Below are 23,858 nucleotides of genomic sequence, written 5' to 3' on the forward strand. Positions count from 1 at the left end.
GTGACGGGCGCTGCCGTCACGGCCGGGAAGGGGGTCAGGAGTCCGACTCCGTCGGCTCGACCAGACGCACGGTGCTGAGGATCTTCTGGATGGTCGCGTCGTCGACCTCGTCCTTGACGCCGGTGTTGGCGTAGAGCACCCAGCTCTTGAAGTCACCCTCGGTGTTCTTGAAGGAGAAGGCGATCGACTTGCCGTCGGTCTCGCACCTGTTCTCCTTCTTCACGCCGAGGGCGGTGGCCGTGGCCACGCTGCCCTTCAGGCCGGACGCGGTCGTGTAGTCCCGGGCCTTGGTGATCTTGACCGTGCCCTTGGGCTCGGTCTGCGCGTAACCGGCCCACACCCAGTTGCCGGCCTCGTTGTAGGCGGCCTCGGCGGCGGACTTGGCGCCCTTGCCGCCCTTGGTGCCGACGGTGCTCATGCCCCACGTCTCGAGGCTGCCGTCCTTGTCGGTGTCGAACTCGCACCACTTGCTCTTGTAGTGAGCCGGAGCGCCCATCACCACCGCGGGCGAACCGTCGCCCTTCTTCTCGTCCTCGAAGAAGGTGCTCACGCCCGAGCCCGCCACCTCCCAGTCGGCGGGGACGTCGAACTGGGTGCCGTGCTTGGGGTTGGTGACGACCTTCCAGCCCGCGATGGTGGGCTTGGCGTCACTGCCGTCACGCGGGTTGTCCACCGACGGCGACGGCGCCGCCTTGGACGAGCTGTCGCCACCGGGCGTCTTGGACGCCGTGGTGCCGCCGCCCTTGTCGGACGTGCCCTGGTCGTCGTCCTTCAGCACGACGAAGCCGGTGACCGCGGCGGCCACGACCACGGCGGTCGCCGCGACGACGGCGACGATCGTCGTCTTCTTCTTGTCGTCCTGCGGCGGCATGGGCGCACCCGGCATCTGGCCGGGCACGGCGTACTGCGGCGCGGTCGGCTGCTGGTACGGGTTCGGCTGCTGGTACCCCGGCTGCTGATAGGGGTTCGGCTGCTGGTATCCCGGCTGCTGGTACGGGTTCTGGTCCTGCGGGTTCTGCTCGCCCCCGGGCGGCTGCTGTCCTGGCCACATGGCGAGTAACCATAGAGGGGCCGCGACGGCAGAGCCACGTCCGCCCCCGGCAGGCTCCCCGCGGGGGATGGCCAAGCGGCCCTACTCGTGGGTAACATCCGGCCCATGAGCGCAGACCAGATGTCCATCGGCGAGATGCTCGCCGCCACCGTTCCCATGGTCCGGACCCTCAACCTCGAGTTCCTGGAGACCACCGCGGAGCGGGCGGTCCTCCGCATGCCGGACCAGGCCGATTTCCACAACCACGTCGGCGGTCCGCACGCCGGTGCCATGTTCACGCTCGCCGAGTCCGCGAGCGGCGCGATCGTCCTCACCGCCTTCGGCGACCAGCTGGGCCGTGCCGTGCCCCTCGCGGTCAAGGCCGAGATCGGCTACAAGAAGCTCGCCATGGGCGTCGTCACGGCCACCGCCACACTCGCCCGCCCGGTCGCGGACGTCGTCAAGGAGCTCGACGCCGGACAGCGCCCCGAGTTCCCGGTGCACATCAGCATCCAGCGCGAGGACGGCGCCGTCACCGGCGAAATGACGATCGTGTGGACCCTGCGTCCCAACAGCTGACGCCCGTCGCACCGGGTAGGCTGCCCCGGCGTGCGCCGACGGGGGTGCACGCCGGGCAGCGGCCCGGTGGGTACGGAAGGAACCGGCGTTGCACGTCCAGGAGTGGCTCGAGACCATCCCTCCGCTCAGCATCTACCTCCTGGTGGGTGTCGTCATCGGACTGGAAAGCCTCGGCATCCCGCTGCCGGGCGAGATCGTCCTCGTCAGCTCGGCACTGCTCGCGTCCCAGCACGGCGACATCAACCCGTACGTGCTCGGCGCCTGCGCCACCACGGGCGCCATCGTCGGGGACTCCATCGGCTACGCCATCGGCCGCCGGGGCGGCCGGCCGCTGCTGGCCTGGCTCGGCGGGAAGTTCCCCAAGCACTGCGGCGAAGCCCAGATCGCGATGGCGGAGCGTTCGTTCGAGAAGTGGGGCATGTGGGCCGTGTTCTTCGGCCGCTTCGTCGCCCTGCTGCGCATCTTCGCCGGACCGCTGGCCGGCGTACTGCGCATGCCGTACTGGAAGTTCCTGATCGCCAACGTCTTCGGCGGCATCCTCTGGGCGGGCGGCACGACGGCCGTCGTCTACTCGGTCGGCGTGGTCGCCGAGGCGTGGCTGAGGCGGTTCTCCTGGCTGGGCCTGGTCCTCGCGGTGCTGATCGGCGTCGTGTCGATGCTGGTGCTGAAGAACCGCGCCAAGAAGGCCGCGGCCGAGGCGCCCGCGCTCCGCGAGCCGGAGCCCGTTCCCGCCGCCGACTGACGACGGGACACGACCGGTTCCATGAGCCCCGGCCCCGCTCCCGTCAAGGGCGCGGGGCCGCGCTGTGCCGGCCCGCGGGATCACGAGTGGCCGCGGGGGTCACTGAGGCGCCGCGCGGTTCGACCGCCCCCGCGCGGGGCGAGCCTTCGCGCGCCGCACACAGCCAGGCGGTCACCCGCCGTGCGCCGCGCGGTGCTCCTTGGCCAGGTCCACGTACACCGCCGCGTTCAGCTTGATGCCCTCGCGCTCCTCGTCCGTCAGCTCCCGGCGGACCTTCGCCGGGACGCCGGCCACCAGCGAACCCGGCGGCACCCGCATGCCCTGCGGGACCAGCGCCTGGGCAGCGACCAGCGAACCCGCCCCGATGTGCGCGCCGTTCAGGACCGTCGCCCCCATGCCGACCAGGACGTCGTCCTCCACCGTGCAGCCGTGCAGCACCGCGTTGTGGCCGACCGACACCCGCTCGCCCACGGTCACCGGGAAACCGGGATCGACGTGGACCGTGCAGTTGTCCTGGATGTTGCTCTGGGCGCCGATCACGATCGGACCGCCGTCCCCGCGCAGCACGCTCTGGTACCAGACGCTCGCACCGGCGGCCAGCGTCACCTCGCCCATGACCACCGACGTGGGCGCGGTGAAGGCGTCCGGATCGACGTTCGGTTCCTTGCCACCCACGCCCGCGATCAGTGCCCGCTCCGCCATGCCGTCTCTCCTCGGTGATCCGTGCCGCGCCTGCCTGCACCGTAAGCGACCTCGCCGCCGGCCGAACGGCCAGGGTGCGCCGACGCGGTTGGGGCGAACGTCACAGCCCCGTGCGCGGATCGGGCCACGGGCGGCCGACTACCGTGTGCGGGTGCCGAAGAACAGAAACACGTTCTCATCGCTGACCGCCTGGCGGCGGCGTGTTCTCGCGCGTGCCGTCCACCGCGGCTGGCGCTGGGTGCAGGAGGCGGGGTCCGTCACCGCCGAACACCCCGGCCGGCTGCGCTTCAGGCGGCTGGGCCACGGCACCCGGCTGGCGTTCCCGCAGGGGACCGTCTTCGGTGAGCGCTGGATCGAACTCGGCGACCACTGCATCATCGCCGAGCAGGTCACGCTCACGGCCGGCATGATGCCGGACCTGGACCTCGGCCCCGACCCGGTCCTCACCCTCGGCGACGGCGTCGTCCTCGGGCGCGGCAGCCACGTCATCGCCGACACGCGCGTCACCATCGGCTCGGACACCTACTGCGGGCCGTACGTCTACATCACGTCGACCAACCACAGTTACGACGACCCCGGACAGCCGGTCGGCAAGCAGTGGCCGCGTACGGAGCCGGTCGAGATAGGGCCGGGCTGCTGGCTCGGCACGGGCGCCGTGATCCTGCCCGGCGCCCGGCTCGGCCGCAACGTCGTGGTCGCCGCGGGCGCGGTCGTACGGGGGGAGGTGCCCGACCACGCCGTGGTGGCGGGCGCGCCCGCACGCGTCGTGCGCCGCTGGGACCCGGTGGACGGCTGGCAGCCGCCGCTGCGCACTCCCGCCCCCGTGCCGATCCCGGAAGGCGTCACGCCCGAGCAACTGCTGGCGCTCGCCGAGCTGGAGGAAGGCTGACCGGCACGTCCTCCCGCCGTGCGTGCCGGGGGCGATCAGCCCGTCGCCAGCAGCACCGTGCCGACGAGGGCGAGTCCCGCGCCCGCCGCCTGCACCGCGCGCAGCCGTTCCTTCAGTACGGCCAGCGCCGCGAGCACCGTCACCACCGGATAGAGGTTGGCCAGGACGGCCGCGACCGTGACGGGGCCGGTCTGCGCCGCGAGGGAGTACGTGCCGTTCGCCGCCACGTCGGCCAGCCCCACGAACGCAAGCGCGGGGAGCGACGCCCGGACGACGCGCATGCCGCCGTCCTCGGGAAGCGCCCGCCCACCGCCACGTTGGTCACCCGCTGCACGAACAGGGCGAGGAAGAGGCCGGTGACCGTGGTGGACGCCTCTGCGATCAGCGCCATCACGGCGCCGAAGCCGAACGCCGCCGTCAGGGTCAGCAGGATCGCCTGCCGCCGCACCGGCGCGCCGCGCAGTTCGGGTCCGCCCGCGAGGACGATGCCGACGACGGCCACGCCGATGCCCGCCACCTGCAGCAGGCCCGGCCGCTCACCCAGCACGAGGCCGACCCCCACGGGCACGGCCACGCCCAGGGAGCCCAGCGGGGACACGACGCCCATCGGTCCGAGGGCCAGCGCCTTGTAGAACGAGAGCATCGCGACCGGCCCGACCACGCCGGCCGCGGCCGCGTACCACAGCCGCGGTCCGGCCTCGGCGAAGCCGCCGGTGGCCACCACGATCGCGCCGAGCACCACGACCGCGATCGACTGCGAGGCGACCACCACGGTCAGAGCCGGCGTCCGCCGGGTGAGCAGTCCGCCGCCGAAGTCGGCCAGCCCCCACAGGAGGCTGGTGGCCAGGGCGAACCAAGCGGTCATGACGGCCTCGCAGTACAGTGCGGTGAACGATGGGGTTCACCGCACGGTAGTTCATTCCATTGAACCTGTCATTGAAAATATTGGACGGAACGTGTCGGATCTCGACCAGCTCACGCAGTCGCTCGCCCGCAACCTCAAGCACTGGCGGGGCGAACGCGGCTTCACCCTGGACGCCCTCGCCGCCCGCTCCGGCGTCAGCCGGGGCATGATCATCCAGATCGAACAGGCGCGCACCAACCCCAGCATCGGCACCACGGTGAAGCTCGCCGACGCCCTCGGCGTCAGCATCACCACGCTCCTCGACTACGGACAGGGCCCGCAGGTGCGGATCGTCCCGCCCGAGCAGGCCGTACGCATGTGGTCCACCCCTGCGGGCAGTTCCACCACCCTGCTGGTCGGCAACGAACGCGGCGGCCCGCTCGAACTGTGGGCCTGGCGGCTGGTGCCCGGCGACGAGAGCGTCTCCGACCCCCACCCCGAGGGCACCACCGAACTCCTCCACGTCACCGCCGGCGAGCTCACCCTCGTCGTCGACGGACGGCCCCATGCCGTGCCGGCGGGCACCTCCGCCAGTTTCGACGCGAACGTTCCGCACGCCTACCGCAACGACGGCGACGAGACGGTCGAACTGACCATGGCCGTCTCCGTGCCGCCCGTGCGCTGAGACACCCGGACGCGGCCGCGCGCCGCGCTGTTAGCGTGCGGTACATGCGCGCACCCATCGGACACTTCGACAATGCCAGGCCCGCCCACGACTGCCTCGACGAGCTCACCGCGCCGGTCGCCCAGGCCGTGCGCGCCTGGCACGGGGACGTTCCCGCCGACCAGCTGATCTACGTCGACACCGACCCCGAGATCGCCGACACCGCCGTGTTCGTCGAGCACTACGGCCGGGAGCTGCTGGACGAGTCGGCCAACTGCGTCATCGTCGCGGGCAAGCGCTCGGGCGAGACCACCCTCGCCGCCTGCGTCGTCCTGTCCGCCACCCGCGTCGACGTCAACGGCGCCGTCCGCAAGCAGCTGGGCGCCCGCAAGGCCTCGTTCGCGTCCATGGACACGGCGACCGGCGAGAGCGGCATGGAGTACGGCGGAATCACCCCCATCGGCCTGCCCGCCGACTGGCCGCTGCTGGTGGACTCGCGGGTCGTCGACACCGAATGGGTCCTCATCGGCAGCGGCCGCCGCCGCGGCAAGCTGATCGTGCCGGGCAAGGCACTGGCCGCACTGCCGGGCGCCGTGGTGATCGAGGGACTCGGCATCTAGATGATCGATTCCAAGGGATGCCTGCGGAGGGGGCGGGCGGCGGCCGAAGCCACCGCGAGACGGTCAGGCGGCGGGGTGCCGGCCCTGGTTGTCGAGGTGGCAGCGGACGGTCAGGCGTCAGGGTCGACTTCGGGGTGCGTGAACCGCACGGGCTTGCCCAGCGACCGGGCGTAGGCGATTTCGGCTCGGGTGCTGTCTCCGATGCAGGCGCCGAGCTCGGCGTGAAGCCGCTGGTCGCCCGTCGGGGGACCGAGCACGGCTCCGGACTCGGCACCCAACGCTGGATCGTGGAGCGACCCTTCGCCCACCTGCACTGGTTCCGCTGCCTGCGGATCCGCTGGGAGATACGCGACGACATCCACGAAGCCTTCCTCATCCGGATGCGCACTGATCTGCTGGCGACGCCTGAATTCCCGACAGGAGTCTCACGACAGGCACGGCCGCATTGACAGCCCGGTGACCAACCTCAGGTTGGCTTGCGCCACACGGAGATGTGCTTCGTGGAGTCCTGGGTGAACGGAGTCTCGTCCCAGTCCGCGACGCGCCGTTCCAGCTCGAGTCCAGCGATCCGTGCCATCAGGTCGAGCTCTGCCGGCCAGGCGTACCGGTGCCGGGAGTTGTCGCGGCGGTAGCGGCCGGCGTCGCCGTCGCGGGTGAAGTGATGCGAGACAAGAATCTGCTTGACCAGGTCGAAGGTGTCGAAGCCGAGATGCTGCTCGGAGGCATCGAACGGCACCGCGACCTGGCCGGGCGGCAGGAACCGCAGCGGCGGCAAGCCGAGCTCGATGACGAATCGGCCGCCGGGCTCCAGATGCCGTGCGGCGTTGCGGAAGCACTCGACCTGTTCGTCCTGAGTGAGCAGGTTCGTGATGGTGTTGTAGACGAGATAGACCAGGGTGAACTCACCGGGAACGACGGTGGTTGCCATGTCCCCGATGACTACCGGGAGCGTGTTCTCGTCGATCTTGCGCCGCAGCACCGCTGCCATGTGCTCGGACAGTTCGATGCCCACTACCGGCACGCCGCGTTCCCGGAGCGGGATTCCCACTCGTCCGGTTCCGATGGCGAACTCCAGTGCCCGGCCGTCTCCGGCGAGCTCGGCGAGGAAGGCGAGAGTCGGTCCCAGAACGGCAGGCGAGGACGCTTCGGTCTCCTCGGCGTCGTAGCGGTCGGCGGTCGCACGGGTCCACAGTTCACTGCTCGTCACGGACGGGCACTTTGCCGGGTGCCGAGGGGCGCTGTCGACGCTTTTATGTTCTCCGCGGCGCAGCGTGCACTGCCTGCAACTCGTCGCTTTCCCAGGGCTTCGGCCGGACCACCCCGCGCCCCGGATCATCAGTCCCGAAGCGATCCAACCACCCTGGAGATCATTTCGTTGGAGTTCTTGGGGGGATCGTCCGGAGTGAGATCGAACGGTCAACGGAGGAGTAGGCCTGCAACTGTGCAACCAGCCGTACGCCTCGTCAGTCCTGACGGTCATGAGCCCTCGTCTGTCCCGGCGCCAGGCTGAACGGCGCGGTCTGCGTCTCTGGCCGGTCGGTCTCGTCCTGCTCCTGGCCTTCACCGCCGCGATCCTGGTCGCCGCCGCGGTGTTCTCCACCGGATGGGACCTGCTCAGTGCCCGAGGACTGAAGCCTGAACGGCTCATCGACTCCAAGACACTGTTCGATCTGGTCAAACTCTCCTTCGGCGTAGTCGCCGGAGCCGGCGCCCTTGTCGCCCTGGTCGTCGCCTACCGCCGCCAGCGCGTCGACGAGGACGGCGCCCTGCGCGACGCCACCCGCCTGCACACCGAACGCTTCACCACCGCCGTCTCCCAGCTCGGCGACGAATCCGCCGCCGTCCGCCTCGGTGGCGTCCACGCCCTGGCCGGTCTCGCCGACGACGCCCCCACCCGCGAACTGCGCCAGACCTGCATAGACGTCCTGTGCGCCTACCTCCGACTGCCCTACACCGGCGAGGCCGAACTCCCGGCGGATGACGCGGAAGCCCGCCACAGCTACCTGGCCCTCCGGGAAGTCCGGCACACCGTCATCAGGCTCATCCGCGACCACATCCGCCTGCCCCTCAAGCATCAGCACTCGTGGCAAGACCACGACTTCGACTTCACAGGAGTCACCTTCGACGGCGGAGACTTCTCAAGGGCGACGTTCGCGGGAGGCCTGGTCAGCTTCAGCGGGGCGACGTTCTCCGAAGCCAGGGTCGACTTCCGCGGGGCGACGTTCTGCGCAGACGTGGTCAGCTTCGGCCACGCGACGTTCTCCGGAGCCAAGGTCGACTTCGTCGGGGCGACGTTCTCCGGAACCGGGGTCGACTTCGGCGAGGCGACGTTCTCGGGAGGCTTGGTCAGCTTCGGCGAGGCGACGTTCTGCGCAGACGTGGTCAGCTTCCGCATGGCGACGTTCTCCGGAGGCATGGTCGGCTTCGGCCAGGCGACGTTCTCCAAAGGCTTGGTCAGCTTCCGCGGGGCGACGTTCTCCGGAGGCGCGGTCGACTTCGTCGGGGCGACGTTCTCCGCAGACGGGGTCGACTTCAGCGAGGCGACGTTCTCCGGCACCGGGGTGGACTTCGTCGGGGCGACGTTCTCCGGAACCAGGATCAGCTTCGCAGGGGCGACGTTCTCCGGAGCCAGAGTCGACTTCCACCGGGCGACGTTCTCCGAAGCCAGGGTGGACTTCGACTGGGCGACATTCTCCGGAGGCGAGGTCGACTTCAGCGGAGTCACCGGTCCCGCACCCTCTGGCCTGGTTCCGCAAAGCAGATCCCCTTTGCCCACCGGGCTCACCCTGCCAGCAGCCTGGCATCCCACAGGTCCCTGAGGGCCACACCATGTGCTCCAGGCCTTCGGCTATCCGGACACCGCTCTTGTCACCCGCACGGGCGACGACCTCCGAACGGAACGGTTCACCGCGCACAACCGCGGTGCGCTCTCCATGCGGGCACTCCTGGGGCGCGCCCAAGGCAGCCGAGCACCACACGGGCGAACGGCTCGACCCCAACGCGCCTCTGTTCACCTCCGCGCCAGAGGCTCCACGTCTCGCAGAGCCCCACCCGGATCTCCTCGCCACGTCATCCCGCACGATCGCCATTGCCCGTACCTGATCAGCGACTCACCCACCGTGCCGCCTGATCCACGCCGCAGACCAGGAACCAGCCCTCCAGGGGCGTCACGCCCGCGCGGGAGCGCTGTGGCGCAGGGTCACGAACGCGTAGCGCCGCTGCGCCCGTGCGGAGGGGGGCCGGCCTCCCCGGACGGCCCCCCGTCTCACCCCAGCAGCGGGATCTCGATCGCCGGGCAGCGGTCCATCACCATGTCGAGCCCCGCCTCGCGGGTGCGGGCGTACGCCTCCACGTCGATCACATCCAGCTGGAACCACACCGCCTTCGCGCCGATCGCCACCGCCTCGTCGGCCACCTTGCCCGCGAGCGCGGAGTTCACGAACACGTCCACGACGTCGACGGGGAAAGGGATCTCGGCCAGCGAGGCGTACCCCTGCTCCCCGTGGACCGTCTCCGCCTTCGGATGCACCGGCACGACGCGCTTGCCGAAGCGCTGGAGCACCCGGGCCACTCCGTAGGCCGCGCGCGACTCGTTGTTCGACAGGCCCACCACCGCCCAGGTGTCGCCGGCCGACGTCAGGATTCTGCGGATCGTCTCAGCCTCTGCGTCCATGCACCGGACAACGGGCGGATCCGGCCCGTCATTCCCCGGTGGCGGGACCCCTGCGGTCGCCGCATAGGGTGGCGGGATGCAGGACCAGTACCGGACGGTCGCCCGCGAAGGCGCCCACGAGAGCGAGATCAACCGCTCCCGCTTCCTCTGCTCGCTCGCGCCCGCCGCGACCGAGGAGGAGGCGCAGGCGTTCGTCGCGCGGATCCGCAAGGAGCATCCGACCGCCACGCACAACTGCTTCGCCTACGTCATCGGCGCCGACGCCGCCGTGCAGAAGGCGAGCGACGACGGCGAGCCGGGCGGCACCGCGGGGGTCCCCATGCTGCAGATGCTCATGCGGCGCGAGGTGCGGTACGTCGTCGCGGTCGTCACCCGGTACTACGGCGGCGTCAAGCTCGGCGCCGGCGGACTGATCAGGGCGTACGGGGGAGTGGTCGGCGAAGCCCTCGACGCGCTCGGCACGATCACCAGGCAGCGCTTCCGCCTGGCCACCGTCACGGTCGACCACCAGCGCGCGGGCAAGCTGGAGAACGACCTGCGGGCCACCGGCCGCGCCGTCCGCGAGGTGACGTACGCCGACGCCGTGACGATCGAAATCGGCCTCCCCGACTCCGACGTCGACGTCTTCCGGGCCTGGCTGGCCGACGCCACGGCGGGCACCGCCACGCTGGAACTGGGCGGGGAAGCGTACGCGGATGCGTGATGCCGCCCGCATTGTCCGACCCCGCCGATACGCTCACCGATCATGAGACTCCTCCATACGTCGGACTGGCACCTGGGCCGGTCGCTGCACCGCGTGAGCATGCTCGACGCCCAGGCCGCCTTCCTCGACCACCTGGTGGCGACGGCCCGCGAGCGCGAGGCCGACGCGGTGCTGGTCGCGGGGGACGTGTACGACCGGGCCGTGCCCCCGCTCGCCGCCGTGGAGCTCTTCGACAGCGCGCTGCACCGGCTCGCGGCGGCCGGCGTGCCGACCGTGATGATCTCCGGCAACCACGACTCGGCCCGCCGCCTCGGCGTCGGCGCCGGGCTCATCGACCGCGCAGGCATCCACCTGCGCACCGACCCCGCTGGCTGCGGCACCCCCGTCCTGCTCGCCGACGCGCACGGGCCGGTGGCCTGCTACGGCCTGCCGTATCTCGAACCGGCCCTGGTCAAGGAGCAGTTCGGGGCCGCGAAGGCCGCGCACGAGCCGGTGCTGGCAGCGGCCATGCGGCGGGTGCGAGAGGACCTCACCGCCCGTGAGCCCGGCACGCGCTCCGTCGTCCTCGCGCACGCCTTCGTCGCCGGAGGCGAGGAGAGCGACAGCGAGCGCGACATCACCGTCGGCGGAGTCGCGGCCGTGCCCTCGGCCGTCTTCCACGGCGTCGACTACGTCGCGCTCGGCCACCTGCACGGCTGCCAGACCATCACCGAGCGCGTCCGCTACTCGGGCTCCCCGCTGGCGTACTCGTTCTCCGAGGCCGACCACCGCAAGACCATGTGGCTCGTCGACCTCGACGCCCGGGGCGACGTGAGCGCCGAGCGCATCGACTGCCCCGTGCCCCGGCCCCTCGCACGGCTGCGCGGCACGCTCGGCGAGCTGCTCGACGATCCCGCGCTCGCGCGCCACGAGGACTCCTTCGTCGAGGCGACCCTCACCGACGCGGTGCGGCCCGCCGATCCGATGGCCCGGCTCACCGAGCGGTTCCCGCACACCCTCAGCCTCGCCTTCGACCCGGAGCGCGCCGAGCAGCACGGCGCCGCCTCCTACGCCCAGCGGCTCAGGGGCCGCACCGACCAGCAGATCGCGGAGGACTTCGTGGCCCACGTGCGCGGCGGCAGCGCCCCCGACGACGAGGAACGCGCCGTGCTGCACGGGGCGTTCGACGACGTCCGGGTGGACGCGGATGCGCGCGAGGTGGCCGGGTGAGACTGCACCGGCTGACCGTCACGGCCTTCGGGCCGTTCGGCTCCACCCAGGAAGTCGACTTCGACACGCTCTCCGCCGCTGGGCTCTTCCTGCTTCACGGTCCTACCGGCGCGGGCAAGACGTCCGTCCTCGACGCGGTCTGCTTCGCGCTGTACGGAGCCGTTCCCGGCGCGCGGCAGAGCCCCGGCACCTCACTGCGCAGCGACCACGCCGAGGCGGGCACGCCCACCGAGGTCCGGCTCGAACTGACCGTCGCGGGACGGCACCTGGAGGTCACACGCCGGCCGGCACAGCCGCGCCCCAAGGCGCGCGGCACCGGCTTCGTCACCGAGCGGGCGCAGAGCCTGCTGCGCGAGTACGACGCCGAGGCCCGCGAGTGGCGCCCGCTGAGCAAGTCGCACCAGGAGATCGGCGAGGAGATCACGCAGCTCCTCGGCATGAGCCGCGATCAGTTCTGCCAGGTCGTCCTGCTGCCGCAGGGCGACTTCGCGCGCTTCCTGCGCGCCGATGCCGAGGCCCGCGGCAAGCTCCTCGGGCGCCTCTTCGACACCCGCCGCTTCGCCGCCGTCGAGGAACGCCTCGCCGAGCTGCGGCGCGCCGCCGAAGCGCAGGTGCGCGCCGGGGACGAGCGGCTGCTCGCGCTGGCCCAGCGCATGGCACAGGCCGCGGGCGACGCGGCGGACGGCCGGCCCCTGCCCGAGCAGCAGCCGGGCGACCCCGGGCTCGCCGCGGCCGTCCTTCAGTGGGCAGCCGTGGCGCGGTCCGGCGCCCGTGAGCGGCTGGACATCGCCGGGCTCGCCCTCGCGGCGGCGGAGCGCCGGCAGGTCGCGGCCAGGCACGTACTGGACAAGGAGCGGGACCTCGCCCGCCTCCAGCAGCGGTACGCCGACGCCCGGCGCCGGGCGGAGTCCGTGGAGGCCGCGCGCCCCGGACACGAGGCGCTCGTCGCGGACCTGGAGCGGGCCCGCAAGGCGGACCTGGTCGGGCCCGCCCTGCGGCTGCGCGACGAGGCCGAGCGCGCCCACCGGGCGGCGGGCGCGGAGCGCGAGCGGACGCGGGGCGGCCTGCCCGCCGACCTGGCCGAGGCGGGCGCCGAGCAGCTCCTCGCACGCGAGCGCACGCTCCGCCAGGAGCTGGGCGGTCTGGAGGCGGCCCGCCGGGCGGAGCAGCGCAGCGCGGACATCGCCCGCGAACGCGCCGACCTGGACCGTCAGGCGCGCGCGGACGAGGAGATGCTCGAGGAGGCGACCGCGTGGCTCGCCGAGTGGGACGGCCTGCGCCGGTCCCACCAGGACCGGATCGCGGCGGCCCAGGAGGCGGCGACCCGGGCGGAGCAGCTGGCCGGCCGGCTGGAGCCGGCCCGCGACCGGCTGGGCGCGGCGCGCGAACGGGACGAGCTGACGGCCCGCGCCGAGCGCGCCGAGATCCGCCTGCGCACGCTCCACGAGGGCGCCAACCGGGCGAAGGCGGCCTGGCTGGATCTGAAGGAGCGCCGGCTGCTCGGGATCGCCGCGGAGCTGGCATCCCAGCTGACACCCGGTCAGCCGTGCGCGGTCTGCGGCTCGCAGTCCCATCCGGCCCCTGCCCGCGCGGCCTCGGGCCATGTGGACCGGGCCGCGGAGGAGGAGGCGTACGCGGCGAGCGCGCGGGCGGAGACCGAGAGGGCCGAGGCCGAACGCGACCTGGCGGTCCTCCACGAGGCCCGCACCTCGGCGGCGTCCCGCGCCCGCACGACCACACGCCCGGCGCCGCCCGCCGAGCCCCGCGGGACCGAGGCCGCGGGCGTCGCCGTGCTCGGGAGCGCTGCTCGTGGCGGCGCGGGGGATGCCGCCCCCGCGGCGCGCGGTGCCGAGGAGGGGGCCCACCGGGGCGGCGCGGGGAGCGCCGCGTCGGGGGTCGCTGCTCGCGCCGGCGCGGGGGACGGAGTGCGGTCGGCTCCACAGGCCGCATCGGCGGGCCGCGGCGGTGTCGCCGTGGAGGCGGGTGAGCCGGGTCGTTCCGGTGGTTTCGGCGGCGCCGTGGGGTCGGAAGCCGTTCGTGCCGCGGGCGCTGGGGATGAGGTGCGTGAGGCGGGCCGAGGCGTCGGGTCCGACGCGGGCGTGGGGGAGGCGGAGCGGTCCGGTGCTGTCGGCACCGCCGCCGGCGCGACGGAAGGCGGCTCCGCCGAGGCAGGTACCCCGCGACGCGGGCGCGTGCCCGGGCCCCGGGAGGAGATGGGCGATCCGTCCGTCGGCGAACTGCGTGCCGCGCTGGAGGAATTGGAACGCGAGCACGCCGAGGCGCACCGCCTCGCCTCCGGCATCCACGCGGCGCAGGAGGCCCTGGAGCGGGTCGAGCGCGAGCACCGGGAGCGGGTCGACGCACGGCAGCAGGCGGAGCGGCGCGTCTCCGCCCGGACCTCGCGGCGGGAGGCCCTCGACCAGGAACAGGCGCTGCTGGAGGCGGAGTTGACCCGGGCCCGTGGCGACGCCGCGAGCGTGGCCGACCGCGCCGCGGTCCTCGAGCGCCGCGTCGGGCTGCTCGCCGCGGCCGCGGAGGCCGTACGGGCGCTCGACGCCGCCGAGCAGCGGCTGAAGGAGGCCGACGACCGACTGGCCGACGCCGCGTTCCGCGCCGGGTTCGAGACCCCGGCCGACGCGGCCGCGGCCGTCGTCGCCGACGGCGCCCAGCGCGACATGCAGCGGCGGATCGACGCCTGGCGCACCGAGGAGGCCGCGGTCGCCGAGCGGCTCGCCGAGGACGACGCGAGAAGCGCGGCCGAGCGCCCCGCCGCCGACCCCGCGTCGGCCGAGGCCGGCGCCCTGGCCGCCGACCGGGCCCTGCGCGACGCCGCGTCCCGGCTCGCCGCGGCCCGGGACCGCTGCGCCGAACTGGACCGGCTCTCGCGCGAGTCCGAGCGGGAGGTCCTGCGGCTCGGCCCGCTGCGCGAGCGGTACGACCGCGTGGCCCGCCTCGCCGGCCTGACCGCGGGCACGTCCGCCGACAACGAACGCAAGATGCGCCTGGAGTCGTACGTCCTCGCCGCACGGCTGGAGCAGGTCGCGGCGGCCGCGACCGTTCGGCTGCAGCGCATGTCGTCCGGGCGGTACACACTGGTGCACTCCGACGCCCGGACCGGCGGTAAGCGCGCCGGGCTCGGTCTGCGTGTGGTGGACGCGTGGACCGGCAGGGAGCGGGACACGGCGACCCTCTCGGGCGGTGAGACGTTCTTCGCCTCGCTGGCCCTCGCCCTCGGCCTCGCCGATGTCGTCACCGACGAGGCGGGCGGCATGCGGCTCGACACACTGTTCATCGACGAGGGTTTCGGCAGTCTCGACGACCAGACCCTCGACGAGGTGCTGGACGTTCTGGACTCTCTGCGCGAGAGGGACCGCAGCGTCGGCATCGTCAGCCACGTCGGCGATCTGCGCCGGCGCGTCCCCGCCCAGCTGGAGGTCGTCAAGGAGCGCCACGGTTCCGCGGTGCGGTTGCGAACCGGCGGGTCCGGGGACTGAGCGGGAGGCCGGGGAGGGTCAGCGGCTGATCGGCCGGCTCGGCAGCGGCGACGAGTACACCACGCTCGTCGTCACCGATCCCAGTGCGCCGATCTTCCCGGAGACCTCCTCGAGGTGGCGCATGGAGCGGGCGGCGACCTTCAGGACGAAGCAGTCGTCGCCCGTGACGTGGTGTGCCTCGAGGATCTCCGGGGTGGCGCCCAGCAGGTCGTGGAACGGCTTGTAGTTCCCGTTCGGATACCGCAGGCGGACGAACGCCAGGATGGGCAGTCCCAGCCGGTCCTGGTCGACCACCGCCGCGTACCCCTTGATGACGCCGGCCTCCTCCAGCCTGCGCACCCGCTCGGTGACGGCACTCGCCGACATGGAGACCGTCCGGGCCAGCTCGGCGAAACTCGCCCGGCCCTGCGTCTGGAGGGCCTGGAGTATGCGCCAGTCGGTGGCGTCCGGTGAATATCCGCTCATCCCCGAGAGATAACAGGGGAATCCCCGGCGGTTCAAGGGATGTGCCGGGGATCTGCCCTTCAGGGGAGCGATCGGGACGCCTAGATTTCTGATCATGACAACGACGCAGACCGACGCCTCGCAGACCGCCGCCGGCCCCGTCCTGCGGGTGCCGCCCGCCGCCCCGGCAGCCGCGGCCGCGTACTTCAGGGCGAGCCTCGCCTTCCACACCGACCCGTCCGACGTGGCCGCCGCCCTTGCCGCCGACGGCGACCCCGGGTTCGTGCTCCTCGACTCGCGCTCCGCCGAGGCGTGGGACCAGGGGCATGTGCCGGGTGCGGTCCATCTGCCGACCGCGCTGATCCCCGAGCAGGCCGAGGCGCTCCTGGACAAGGCCGTTCCCGTCGTCACCTACTGCTGGGGCCCCGCCTGCAACGGCGGTGCCCGCGCCGCGCTCGCCCTCGCCGAACTCGGCTTCCGGGTGAAGGAGATGCTGGGCGGATTCGAGTACTGGGTGAGGGAGGGCTTCGCGTACGAGACCTGGGAGGGCGGCACGACACGCGACACCGACCCGCTCACCGCCACGGTCGACTCCGGCGACTGCGGCTGCTGAACGCGCAGCGGGCGGCACCGAGCCGGCGGAGCGGCCGAGCCGGATGCGCTCGGCTTGACCTCGAGTTTGGTTGAGGTCCTAACGTCGTTCCCATGAGCATGGAAACCACCGCCTGGATGCAGTTGCACAGTGTGATGAACGCGCAGCAGGACCGCCGCCCGTTCGCCCGCGCCACACTGCGCCGCATCGCCGGCTTCGCCCGCCCGCATCGCCGTCGGATCGTGCAGTTCGTGCTGCTCAGCGTGGTCACAGCGCTGCTCGCCGTCGCCACGCCGGTACTCGCGGGGCGGGTCGTCGACGCCATCGTCGAGGGCTCCGACCCCGGCACCGTCCTGAGGATCGCCGCGCTCATCGCGCTCATCGCGCTCGCCGAGGCCGGACTGGGGCTGCTGAACCGCTGGCTGTCCGCGAGCCTGGGGGAGGACCTGATCCTCAGCCTGCGTACGGCCGTCTTCGACCACGTGCAGCGCATGCCCGTCGCCTTCTTCACCCGCACCCGCACCGGCGCCCTGGTCAGCCGTCTCAACAACGACGTCATCGGGGCCCAGCGGGCCTTCTCCAACACCCTGTCGGGCGTCGTCTCGAACTTCGTCACGCTGCTGCTCACCCTGGCCGTGATGCTCAGCCTCTCCTGGCAGATCACCCTGCTCGCCCTGGTCCTGCTGCCGGTGTTCGTGGTCCCCGCCCGTCGGATGGGCGCGCGGATGGCCAGGCTGCAGCGCGAGGCGGCGGGGCACAACGCCGCCATGAGCACCCGCATGACGGAACGCTTCTCCGCCCCGGGCGCCACCCTGGTCAAGCTCTTCGGCCGGCCCGACGACGAGTCCGCCGAATTCGCGGCGCGAGCCCGCAGGGTGCGCGACATCGGCGTGCGCACCGCCATGGCGCAGTCCGCCTTCATCACCGCCCTCACCCTCGTCTCGGCCCTGGCTCTGGCCCTGGTGTACGGCCTCGGCGGCTACTACGCGCTGCGGGGCTCCCTGGAGCCGGGCGCCGTCGTGGCCCTGGCCCTCCTTCTCACCCGTCTCTACGCGCCACTGACCGCGCTCGCCGGTGCCCGCGTCGAGATCATGAGCGCCCTGGTCAGCTTCGAGCGCGTCTTCGAGGTCCTTGACCTGAAGCCGCTCATCGAGGAGAAGCCGGACGCGCGCCAGGTCCCGCACGGACCGGTGGCCGTCGAGTTCGAGAAGGTCCGCTTCGCCTATCCCTCCGCCGACAAGGTCTCCCTCGCCTCGCTCGAGGAGGTCGCCGCACTCGACACCCGCGGCGGTGCCGAGGTTCTGCACGAGGTGTCCTTCCGTGCCGAGCCGGGCCAGACCGTCGCGCTCGTGGGCTCGTCGGGGGCGGGCAAATCGACCATCGCCCAGCTGGTGCCACGCCTGTACGACGCCGACTCCGGGGTCGTGCGCCTCGGAGGTGTGGACGTGCGTGACCTGAGCGCCGCGTCCGTACGCGAGACCCTCGGCATGGTGACCCAGGACGGGCATCTGTTCCACGACTCGGTGCGGGCCAATCTGCTGCTCGCCCGGCCCGGGGCGAGCGAGGAGGAACTGTGGGACGCCCTGCGCCGCTCCCGGCTCGAGGAGCTCGTGGCCTCCCTGCCCGACGGCCTGGACACCGTGGTGGGCGAGCGCGGCTACCGGCTCTCCGGTGGTGAACGCCAGCGGCTGACCATCGCACGCCTGCTGCTCGCCCAGCAGCGTGTGGTGATCCTCGACGAGGCCACCGCCCACCTCGACAACACCTCGGAGGCAGCCGTGCAGGAGGCCCTCGCCGAGGCGCTCGAGGGGCGCACCGCGCTCGTCATCGCCCACCGGCTCTCCACCGTCCGCGCCGCCGACCTGATTCTCGTCGTCGAGGACGGCCGCATCGTCGAGCGCGGCAGGCACGAGGACCTGCTCGCGGCCGGCGGTCGCTACGCGGAGCTCTACCGCACCCAGTTCGCACAGGGACGGGCGAAGCCCGTGGGTGTGGCCGAGGTGGCGTAGCCGTCCCCGGCTCTGACCGGCCGGGCCCGCCCGGCAGTCGCCCGGTGGGAGGCGCGGACGGCTGCCACCGGGTGTTGCCGCCGACGCCGTCGGATACGGGCCAGGCCCGTACCCGACGGCGTCGTGACGTCACAGGCGCGACAACTCCTCGACGAGGTCGTCCAGCCCCAGCGGCCCCTGGGACAGGGCGGCCATGTGCCACGCCTTGGCGTCGAACGCGTCCCCGTGCGCGCGGCGCGCGTTCTCTCGGCCCAGCAGCCAGGCCCGCTCGCCCAGCTTGTAGCCGATCGCCTGCCCCGGCATGGACAGGTAGCGGGTCAGCTCACTCTCCACGAAGTCCGCCGGGCGGCCGCTGTGCTTCCCGAAGAACTCCTGCGCCAGATCCGGCGTCCACCGCTCTCCCGGGCGGAAGGGCGAGTCCGCCGGAATACCGAGTCCCAGGTGCATGCCGATGTCCACGATCACCCGGCACGCCCGCATCATCTGCGCGTCGAGATACCCGAGCCGGCGCTCGGGGTCCGGCAGGAAGCCCAGTTCGTCCATCAGCCGCTCCGCGTACAGCGCCCACCCCTCGGCATTGGCGCTCACCATGCCGATCGTCGCCTGGTAGCGGGAGAGGCGGTCGGCGACGTGCACCCACTGCGCCAGCTGGAGATGGTGGCCGGGCACGCCCTCGTGGTACCACGTCGACACCAGGTCGTAGACGGGGAACCGGGTCTCGCCCCGCGTCGGCAGCCAGGTGCGCCCGGGGCGCGAGAAGTCCTCCGACGGCACGGTGTAGTACGGAGCCGCCGCGCCGCCGGGCGGGGCGATGCAGGACTCCACTCTCCGTACGCGCTCGGCGAGTTCGAAGTGGGTGCCGTCCAGCGCCTCGATCGCTTCGTCCATCAGCTTCTGCAGCCAGGCCCGGACCTCCTCCTCGCCCTCGATGTGCTCGCCGTGCGCGTCGAGATGCGCCAGCGCCTCCCACGGGCCCGCGCCGGGCAGGATCCTTCCCGCCTCCGCCTTCATCTCACCCAGCAGACGGTGGTATTCGGACCAGCCGTAGGCGTACGCCTCGTCGAGGTCCAGGTCCGTGCCGTTGAAGTAGCGCGCCCAGCGGGCGTAGCGCTCGCGGCCGACGGTGTCCGGCGCGTCGGCGACGGCGGGGGCGTACACATCGCGCACCCAGTCGCGCAACGCCACCAGTGACCCCGTCGCGGTGCGGGCCGCCACGTCCAGTTCGACACGCAGCGACGCGGGGCCTTCCGCGACGAAGTCCTCGAACCAGCTGCGACCGCCGCCGATCCAGTCCGTCATCTGTCCGACGAACGTCCGGGTCGCGCGGGGCCCGCCGAACAGTTTCCGGTCGAGGCCCAGAGCGAGCGAGGCGCGGTAGCCCTCCAGGGCCCGCGGGACGGCGCGCAGCCGTTCGGCGACGGCGGCCCAGTCCTCCTCGGTCTCGGTCGGCGTCACGGTGAACACCTCCCGCACCGCGTGGGCCGGTGACCGCAGGTTGCTCACCGTCCGCAGGCCCTCGTCCGCCTCGTGCACGGCGAGCTCGGCGGTCAGCCGCTCGCGCAGCAGGCGGGCGCAGCGCCGCTCGGCGTCACTGTCGGCGCCCGGCAGCTTCTCGGCGGCGTCGAGGCCGGCGAGGGTCGCACGGGCGAGGCCCGCGATCTCCTCCTGACCGGCCGGCGAGAAGTCGGGCAGGAGTCCGGAACTCCCCTTGACGCCCAGGTACGTTCCGGCGATCGGATCGAGCTCGACGAGTGCGTCGACATAAGCGTCGGCGACCTGACGGGGCAGCGCGCTGCTGGAAGTGGGTGGCATGGGGCCATCCTCGTACGCCGAAGCCCTCCGCGTCACCATCATCCGGCGTCGGACGCCTGACGCCCCTGCGCGGGGGGCAGCAGCGGCCCGCACTCCCACTGCTGGAATATCAACCGGGTCTCCACACGGGCCACTTCGCGCTGCGAGGTGAACTCGTCCAGGACCAGCCGCTGCAGGTCCGCCATGTCGGTGACGGCCACGTGCACCAAGTAGTCGTCCGGGCCGGTCAGATGGAACAGCGCCAGCGACTCGGGCAGCGCCCGGATCCGCTCGACGAACGGTCCGATCAGTTCGCGCCGGTGCGGACGCACCTGGACCATCAGCAGGGCCTGCAACCCGCGCCCGAGCCTGGCGGGGTCCAGGGCGAGACGGTGGCCGAGGATCACGCCGGAGCGGCGCAGCCTGGTGACCCGGTCCAGGCAGGTCGAGGGCGCCACCCCGACCTCTGCCGCGAGCTCCCGGTAGGTGGTCCGGGCGTCGTTCTGCAGCAGGCGCAGGATGTGCAGGTCCACCGGGTCCAGTGCGACAGATTCAGCCATCTGCCGAACGTAACACGGAGAAGTATCGCTACGTCCCGGTAGCTGTTCACAGTGCCGCCATGGAGAACGCAGCAGCGGCCACGTCCGCACCCCGGGCCCTGGCCACCGAAGCCGTGCACGCAGGACGCGAGGATCTCGCGGAGCTGGGCGTGCACGCCCCGCCGCTCGATCTTTCGACCACCTACCCCTCCCACGACGCCGCCGCCGAGGCCGCCCGGATCGACGCCTTCGCCGAGACCGGCGCCCGCCTCGACGGCCCGCCCGTCTACGCGCGGCTGGACAATCCCACCACCGCGCGGTTCGAGACGGCCCTCGCCAAGCTGGAGGGCACCGAGGCCGCGGTCGCGTTCGCCAGCGGCATGGCGGCACTCACCGCCGTGCTGCTGGTCCGCGCGAGCATGGGCCTGCGGCACGTCGTCGCCGTCCGGCCGTTGTACGGCTGCAGCGACCATCTGCTGAACGCCGGACTGCTCGGCACCGAGGTCACGTGGACGGACCCGGCGGGGATCGCCGAGGCCCTGCGCCCCGACACCGGCCTCGTGATGGTGGAGACCCCGGCGAACCCGACGCTGGCGGAGGTCGATCTGCGCGCCGTGCGGCAGGCCTGCGGTTCGGTGCCGCTGCTCGTCGACAACACCTTCGCCACCCCCGTCCTCCAGCGGCCCGCCGAGGAGGGGGCCCGGCTGGTGCTGCACAGCGCGACCAAGTACCTGGGCGGGCACGGCGACGTCATGGGCGGCGTCGTGGCCTGCGACGAGGAGTTCGCGCGCAAGCTGCGCCAGGTGCGGTTCGCCACGGGCGGCGTCCTGCACCCGCTGGCCGGCTATCTGCTGCTGCGCGGTCTGTCCACCCTGCCGGTACGGGTCAGGGCCGCGTCGACCACCGCCGCCGATCTCGCCCGCAGGCTCGACGCCGACCCGCGGGTCGCCCGGGTGCACTACCCGAGCATCGGCGGCGCGATGGTCTCCTTCGAGGTCTACGGCGACCCGCACAGGGTGATCGCCGGTGTCCGGCTGATCACCCCGGCGGTGAGCCTCGGCAGCGTCGACACCCTGATCCAGCACCCGGCCTCCATCAGCCACCGGATCGTGGCCGAGGGCGACCGGCGCGCACACGGGGTCAGCGACCGGCTGCTGCGGATGTCGGTCGGCCTGGAGGACGTCGAGGACCTGTGGCGGGACCTGACCGAGGCGCTCAGCGCCCGGCCGGACGACGCCCTGGCCGTCCGGCGCCCGGGGGCGGCGGCCGAGATCCTCAGCGCTCCGCCTGCTCGTAACGGATCGCAGGGCGCACCGGTACCGCGTCCAGCCGTGCGGTGACGACCAGGGTGCCCTCCTCGATCTGGTAGTCCAGCGGCAGGCCGAGGCCGCGCATCGCCGCGACCATCCCCGTGTTCGACGCCTGCGTGACGGCGTAGACGCTGTCGCAGCCGGCCTCGGCGGCCAGGGCCACCAGACGGCCGAGAAGCTCCGATCCGATGCCGCGGCGCTGCCACTCGTCCTCGACGAGCAGGGCGACCTCGGTCTCGTCGCCGTCCCACAGCAGATGGCCGAGGGCGACCAGCCGGCCCGAGGCCGTCTGCACCGCGAGCGTGCGGCCGAAGCGCGGGCTGAGCAGGTGGTTGAGGTAGCGGTCGGCGTCGCCCACGGGGCCGTGGTACCGCAGGCTCAGCGTCCGGTCCGAGCAGCGCTCGTGCATGGCGAGCGCCGCCTCCACGTCGCCCTGGTCGGCGCGGCGGACGGTGATCTCGTTGCCCTCGGGGAGGGTGAGCACGTCCTGGCTGCGCGGGATGCGCGGGCCGAGGCGGGCGTCCAGCTCGACGAGCGCGCGGGCGCGGGCGAACTCGGTCGGGGTGAAGGGCAGGTACGGCCGTTCGACGGTGATCGCGCCGCCGTTCGGATCGCGCAGATGCATCACGGTCTCCTCCAGGACGCCCTCCACCGGCGGCATGTCGCCGGTGGGCCGGCCGCTCAGCGAGAGCGCCGGGCGCGAGCGGATCGTGCAGCGTCCCAGCAGCTGGCGCAGGGCGAGCGGCAGCTCCGCGGCGTCGAGGGCGGTGCGCGTGGCGAGGCCGAGCACGCGGGTCGGGGTGTCGACGAGGTCGTGCGCGTCGGCGCGCTCGGTCCAGGTGCTCGTGCCGCCGGCCGCGGCGATCTCGCGGCTGAGCTGCTGCGCCTGGAGGCCGGCGGGGGCGCGCAGCAGGAACTCGTCCACCGTGCCGTCGCCCAGCGGGTGCGTCTGCAGGGTCAGGATGTCGACGTCGAGGTGGGCCAGGGCGGTGCAGAGGGCGGCCAGGCTGCCGGGGGCGTCCTTGACGGTCGTGCGCATCCGCCACAGCGCCGTCTCGCGCGGCTCGTCGCCGGACGGATCCGGGCCGGCCCCCTCGGCGGGAGCCGTGCTCAGCGGTGCTGCCGTGGCGGGAGGCGCATGACTGTGGCGTCGTGCCCACCATGTGTGGAACGCCGCCGTGGCGATCAGCGTGACGGCGGAGGCGACGAGCAGGAACGGACCGTCGGGGCCGTGTCCGATCAGGTTGGCGATCGCGTCGGCGACGGCGACCGCGGTGAACAGGGCGGCCAGTTCGACGAGGTCCCGCCGCCAGTGGTGCGGACGGCGGGCGCTCTTCGCAGAAGTCACATCGGTCATGGCATCACTGTGACCGAACGGTGTTGCGTGATCACGAACGCTTTGTGACTGACGGGTTAAAAGCCCATCTGGACTGCTATGGGCTGGTTTTGGCCGTTTCTGGCGTGCGATGTCCGCTTCCCTGACCCAGTGCGGCCGGCAGCCAGGACGCCTGGACCACGAGCCGGGACGAACCACCCCGTCCCGCCTGTTCCATGAGCCTCGGAACCGCACCGGAGTCTGCGGCACGCGACGCCGTGTCCGGACCGCAGCGCTCCACGCAGTCGGCGGCCACGTCCAGTATCTCGCCCAGACCGCACGGGGTCGGCCCGAGGGCCGGCAGAGCGGGCAGCGCGGCCGAAAGCAGCCCCCACACCGTCCCGTACGCCCCGGTCACCGCGGCCGTACGGGCCGAGCCCGCAAGGCGGTTGAGCTTCACCGTGCCCTCCCGCACCAGCGCCGCGTCCTCCCTGCCCACGAGCCCGGTGGCACCGCTGACATCAGAAGCGGTACGCGGGTTCCCGTGGTCGTGGAGCGCGACACCGGCCCGCTCTCCAGGACGCGGAGCCGGGCACGGCGACATCGAGCGCGCCGGGGCGGTCGCCCGGAACCGGCCGCCCGCGCCGAGAGGAACGGCGAGGGCCGCCATCCCGCTGCGGGACGGCGGCCCTCGCCGCTGCCGGTTCCT

20 protein-coding genes and 3 pseudogenes are annotated in these 23,858 nt (G+C 72.7%); 13 read left to right on the forward strand and 10 right to left on the reverse strand.

Annotation, left to right across the window (positions count from 1 at the left end; genetic code table 11):
* Positions 1-34: 34 nt before the first annotated feature.
* Positions 35-1,051 (reverse strand): hypothetical protein, encoded by a 1,017-nt coding sequence (locus AB0K02_RS26440; RefSeq protein WP_365995013.1) that lies wholly within the window; start codon positions 1,049-1,051, stop codon positions 35-37.
* A 120-nt stretch (positions 1,052-1,171) separates the two neighbouring features.
* On the opposite strand from AB0K02_RS26440, the gene AB0K02_RS26445 reads away from it, so the two are divergent.
* Positions 1,172-1,609, forward strand: a complete 438-nt coding sequence (locus tag AB0K02_RS26445) for a DUF4442 domain-containing protein (protein ID WP_365995036.1) — start codon at positions 1,172-1,174, stop codon at positions 1,607-1,609.
* Between the two features lie 88 nt (positions 1,610-1,697).
* Positions 1,698-2,351 carry a DedA family protein gene (locus AB0K02_RS26450; protein WP_365995014.1) on the forward strand — a complete coding sequence of 218 codons (654 nt, stop codon included), beginning with the start codon at positions 1,698-1,700 and terminating at the stop codon, positions 2,349-2,351.
* Positions 2,352-2,522: 171 nt separating this feature from the next.
* On the opposite strand, the gene AB0K02_RS26455 is transcribed toward AB0K02_RS26450, so the two are convergent.
* Positions 2,523-3,053, reverse strand: a complete 531-nt coding sequence (locus tag AB0K02_RS26455; RefSeq protein ID WP_365995015.1) for a gamma carbonic anhydrase family protein — start codon at positions 3,051-3,053, stop codon at positions 2,523-2,525.
* A 151-nt stretch (positions 3,054-3,204) separates the two neighbouring features.
* Between AB0K02_RS26455 and AB0K02_RS26460 the strand changes: the two genes are divergently transcribed.
* Positions 3,205-3,942 carry an acyltransferase gene (locus AB0K02_RS26460; RefSeq protein WP_365995016.1) on the forward strand — a complete coding sequence of 246 codons (738 nt, stop codon included), beginning with the start codon at positions 3,205-3,207 and terminating at the stop codon, positions 3,940-3,942.
* Positions 3,943-3,977: 35 nt separating this feature from the next.
* On the opposite strand, the pseudogene AB0K02_RS26465 reads toward AB0K02_RS26460, so the two are convergent.
* Positions 3,978-4,807 (reverse strand): annotated as a pseudogene (locus AB0K02_RS26465) (DMT family transporter).
* Positions 4,808-4,898: 91 nt separating this feature from the next.
* Here AB0K02_RS26465 and AB0K02_RS26470 point away from each other — a divergent pair.
* From AB0K02_RS26470 to AB0K02_RS26480, 3 genes and pseudogenes are all read left to right on the forward strand, one after another.
* Entirely contained in the window at positions 4,899-5,471 is a 573-nt protein-coding gene (locus tag AB0K02_RS26470) for an XRE family transcriptional regulator (protein ID WP_177152838.1), read from the forward strand.
* Positions 5,472-5,515: 44 nt separating this feature from the next.
* Positions 5,516-6,070, forward strand: a complete 555-nt coding sequence (locus AB0K02_RS26475; RefSeq protein WP_365995017.1) for a YbaK/EbsC family protein — start codon at positions 5,516-5,518, stop codon at positions 6,068-6,070.
* A gap of 212 nt (positions 6,071-6,282) precedes the next feature.
* Positions 6,283-6,469, forward strand: a pseudogene (locus AB0K02_RS26480) (transposase); the annotation flags it as partial.
* A gap of 67 nt (positions 6,470-6,536) precedes the next feature.
* Here AB0K02_RS26480 and AB0K02_RS26485 read toward each other — a convergent pair.
* Entirely contained in the window at positions 6,537-7,277 is a 741-nt protein-coding gene (locus AB0K02_RS26485; protein WP_365995018.1) for a class I SAM-dependent methyltransferase, read from the reverse strand.
* 271 nt (positions 7,278-7,548) lie between these two features.
* Between AB0K02_RS26485 and AB0K02_RS26490 the strand changes: the two genes are divergently transcribed.
* Entirely contained in the window at positions 7,549-8,889 is a 1,341-nt protein-coding gene (locus AB0K02_RS26490) for a pentapeptide repeat-containing protein (protein WP_365995019.1), read from the forward strand.
* A gap of 446 nt (positions 8,890-9,335) precedes the next feature.
* Here the strand turns inward: AB0K02_RS26490 and AB0K02_RS26495 are convergent, their stop codons facing one another.
* Complete coding sequence (locus AB0K02_RS26495) at positions 9,336-9,743, reverse strand: CoA-binding protein (RefSeq protein WP_365995020.1); 408 nt, start codon at positions 9,741-9,743, stop codon at positions 9,336-9,338.
* 76 nt (positions 9,744-9,819) lie between these two features.
* Between AB0K02_RS26495 and AB0K02_RS26500 the strand changes: the two genes are divergently transcribed.
* The 3 genes from AB0K02_RS26500 to AB0K02_RS26510 are packed head-to-tail and all read left to right on the forward strand — an operon-like array spanning position 9,820 to position 15,149.
* Entirely contained in the window at positions 9,820-10,446 is a 627-nt protein-coding gene (locus AB0K02_RS26500) for a YigZ family protein (protein ID WP_365995021.1), read from the forward strand.
* A 42-nt stretch (positions 10,447-10,488) separates the two neighbouring features.
* A complete protein-coding gene (locus AB0K02_RS26505; RefSeq protein ID WP_365995022.1) occupies positions 10,489-11,655 on the forward strand; it encodes an exonuclease SbcCD subunit D in 1,167 nt (388 codons plus the stop codon).
* Entirely contained in the window at positions 11,652-15,149 is a 3,498-nt protein-coding gene (locus AB0K02_RS26510) for an SMC family ATPase (protein ID WP_365995023.1), read from the forward strand. The genes AB0K02_RS26505 and AB0K02_RS26510 overlap by 4 nt, the downstream gene beginning before the upstream one ends.
* 18 nt (positions 15,150-15,167) lie before the next feature.
* Here the strand turns inward: AB0K02_RS26510 and AB0K02_RS26515 are convergent, their stop codons facing one another.
* Positions 15,168-15,614 (reverse strand): Lrp/AsnC family transcriptional regulator, encoded by a 447-nt coding sequence (locus tag AB0K02_RS26515; RefSeq protein ID WP_365995024.1) that lies wholly within the window; start codon positions 15,612-15,614, stop codon positions 15,168-15,170.
* A 94-nt stretch (positions 15,615-15,708) separates the two neighbouring features.
* On the opposite strand from AB0K02_RS26515, the gene AB0K02_RS26520 reads away from it, so the two are divergent.
* The gene (locus AB0K02_RS26520; RefSeq protein ID WP_365995025.1) at positions 15,709-16,206 is read left to right on the forward strand and encodes a rhodanese-like domain-containing protein; all 498 of its coding nucleotides are present in this window, start codon (positions 15,709-15,711) and stop codon (positions 16,204-16,206) included.
* A gap of 92 nt (positions 16,207-16,298) precedes the next feature.
* Positions 16,299-18,194 carry an ABC transporter ATP-binding protein gene (locus AB0K02_RS26525; protein WP_365995026.1) on the forward strand — a complete coding sequence of 632 codons (1,896 nt, stop codon included), beginning with the start codon at positions 16,299-16,301 and terminating at the stop codon, positions 18,192-18,194.
* Between the two features lie 129 nt (positions 18,195-18,323).
* Here AB0K02_RS26525 and AB0K02_RS26530 read toward each other — a convergent pair whose 3' ends face one another.
* Together AB0K02_RS26530 and AB0K02_RS26535 are read right to left on the reverse strand one after the other, a co-directional pair.
* Complete coding sequence (locus AB0K02_RS26530) at positions 18,324-20,006, reverse strand: DUF885 domain-containing protein (protein ID WP_365995027.1); 1,683 nt, start codon at positions 20,004-20,006, stop codon at positions 18,324-18,326.
* A gap of 38 nt (positions 20,007-20,044) precedes the next feature.
* Complete coding sequence (locus tag AB0K02_RS26535) at positions 20,045-20,545, reverse strand: Lrp/AsnC family transcriptional regulator (protein ID WP_365995028.1); 501 nt, start codon at positions 20,543-20,545, stop codon at positions 20,045-20,047.
* Between the two features lie 59 nt (positions 20,546-20,604).
* Between AB0K02_RS26535 and AB0K02_RS26540 the strand changes: the two genes are divergently transcribed.
* Positions 20,605-21,864 carry a PLP-dependent transferase gene (locus AB0K02_RS26540; protein ID WP_365995029.1) on the forward strand — a complete coding sequence of 420 codons (1,260 nt, stop codon included), beginning with the start codon at positions 20,605-20,607 and terminating at the stop codon, positions 21,862-21,864.
* Here AB0K02_RS26540 and AB0K02_RS26545 read toward each other — a convergent pair.
* Positions 21,800-23,191, reverse strand: a complete 1,392-nt coding sequence (locus AB0K02_RS26545) for a GNAT family N-acetyltransferase (RefSeq protein ID WP_365995030.1) — start codon at positions 23,189-23,191, stop codon at positions 21,800-21,802. The two genes, AB0K02_RS26540 and AB0K02_RS26545, sit on opposite strands and share 65 nt — an antisense overlap.
* 76 nt (positions 23,192-23,267) lie before the next feature.
* Positions 23,268-23,858 (reverse strand): annotated as a pseudogene (locus tag AB0K02_RS26550) (hypothetical protein); the annotation flags it as partial.

It is taken from the genome of Streptomyces sp. NPDC049597, from assembly GCF_040675505.1.
Lineage (GTDB): Bacteria > Actinomycetota > Actinomycetes > Streptomycetales > Streptomycetaceae > Streptomyces.

Excerpts from the sequence above, each read along its gene's own strand:
- AB0K02_RS26505 (WP_365995022.1), top strand. The coding sequence starts at position 10,489 with ATGAGACTCCTCCATACGTCGGACTGGCACCTGGGCCGGTCGCTGCAC.
- AB0K02_RS26515 (WP_365995024.1), bottom strand. The coding sequence starts at position 15,614 with ATGAGCGGATATTCACCGGACGCCACCGACTGGCGCATACTCCAGGCC.
- AB0K02_RS26540 (WP_365995029.1), top strand. The coding sequence starts at position 20,605 with ATGGAGAACGCAGCAGCGGCCACGTCCGCACCCCGGGCCCTGGCCACC.
- AB0K02_RS26500 (WP_365995021.1), top strand. The coding sequence starts at position 9,820 with ATGCAGGACCAGTACCGGACGGTCGCCCGCGAAGGCGCCCACGAGAGC.
- AB0K02_RS26530 (WP_365995027.1), bottom strand. The coding sequence starts at position 20,006 with ATGCCACCCACTTCCAGCAGCGCGCTGCCCCGTCAGGTCGCCGACGCT.
- AB0K02_RS26495 (WP_365995020.1), bottom strand. The coding sequence starts at position 9,743 with ATGGACGCAGAGGCTGAGACGATCCGCAGAATCCTGACGTCGGCCGGC.
- AB0K02_RS26490 (WP_365995019.1), top strand. The coding sequence starts at position 7,549 with ATGAGCCCTCGTCTGTCCCGGCGCCAGGCTGAACGGCGCGGTCTGCGT.
- AB0K02_RS26475 (WP_365995017.1), top strand. The coding sequence starts at position 5,516 with ATGCGCGCACCCATCGGACACTTCGACAATGCCAGGCCCGCCCACGAC.
- AB0K02_RS26525 (WP_365995026.1), top strand. The coding sequence starts at position 16,299 with ATGAGCATGGAAACCACCGCCTGGATGCAGTTGCACAGTGTGATGAAC.
- AB0K02_RS26520 (WP_365995025.1), top strand. The coding sequence starts at position 15,709 with ATGACAACGACGCAGACCGACGCCTCGCAGACCGCCGCCGGCCCCGTC.
- AB0K02_RS26440 (WP_365995013.1), bottom strand. The coding sequence starts at position 1,051 with ATGTGGCCAGGACAGCAGCCGCCCGGGGGCGAGCAGAACCCGCAGGAC.
- AB0K02_RS26535 (WP_365995028.1), bottom strand. The coding sequence starts at position 20,545 with ATGGCTGAATCTGTCGCACTGGACCCGGTGGACCTGCACATCCTGCGC.
- AB0K02_RS26445 (WP_365995036.1), top strand. The coding sequence starts at position 1,172 with ATGTCCATCGGCGAGATGCTCGCCGCCACCGTTCCCATGGTCCGGACC.
- AB0K02_RS26545 (WP_365995030.1), bottom strand. The coding sequence starts at position 23,191 with ATGACCGATGTGACTTCTGCGAAGAGCGCCCGCCGTCCGCACCACTGG.
- AB0K02_RS26455 (WP_365995015.1), bottom strand. The coding sequence starts at position 3,053 with ATGGCGGAGCGGGCACTGATCGCGGGCGTGGGTGGCAAGGAACCGAAC.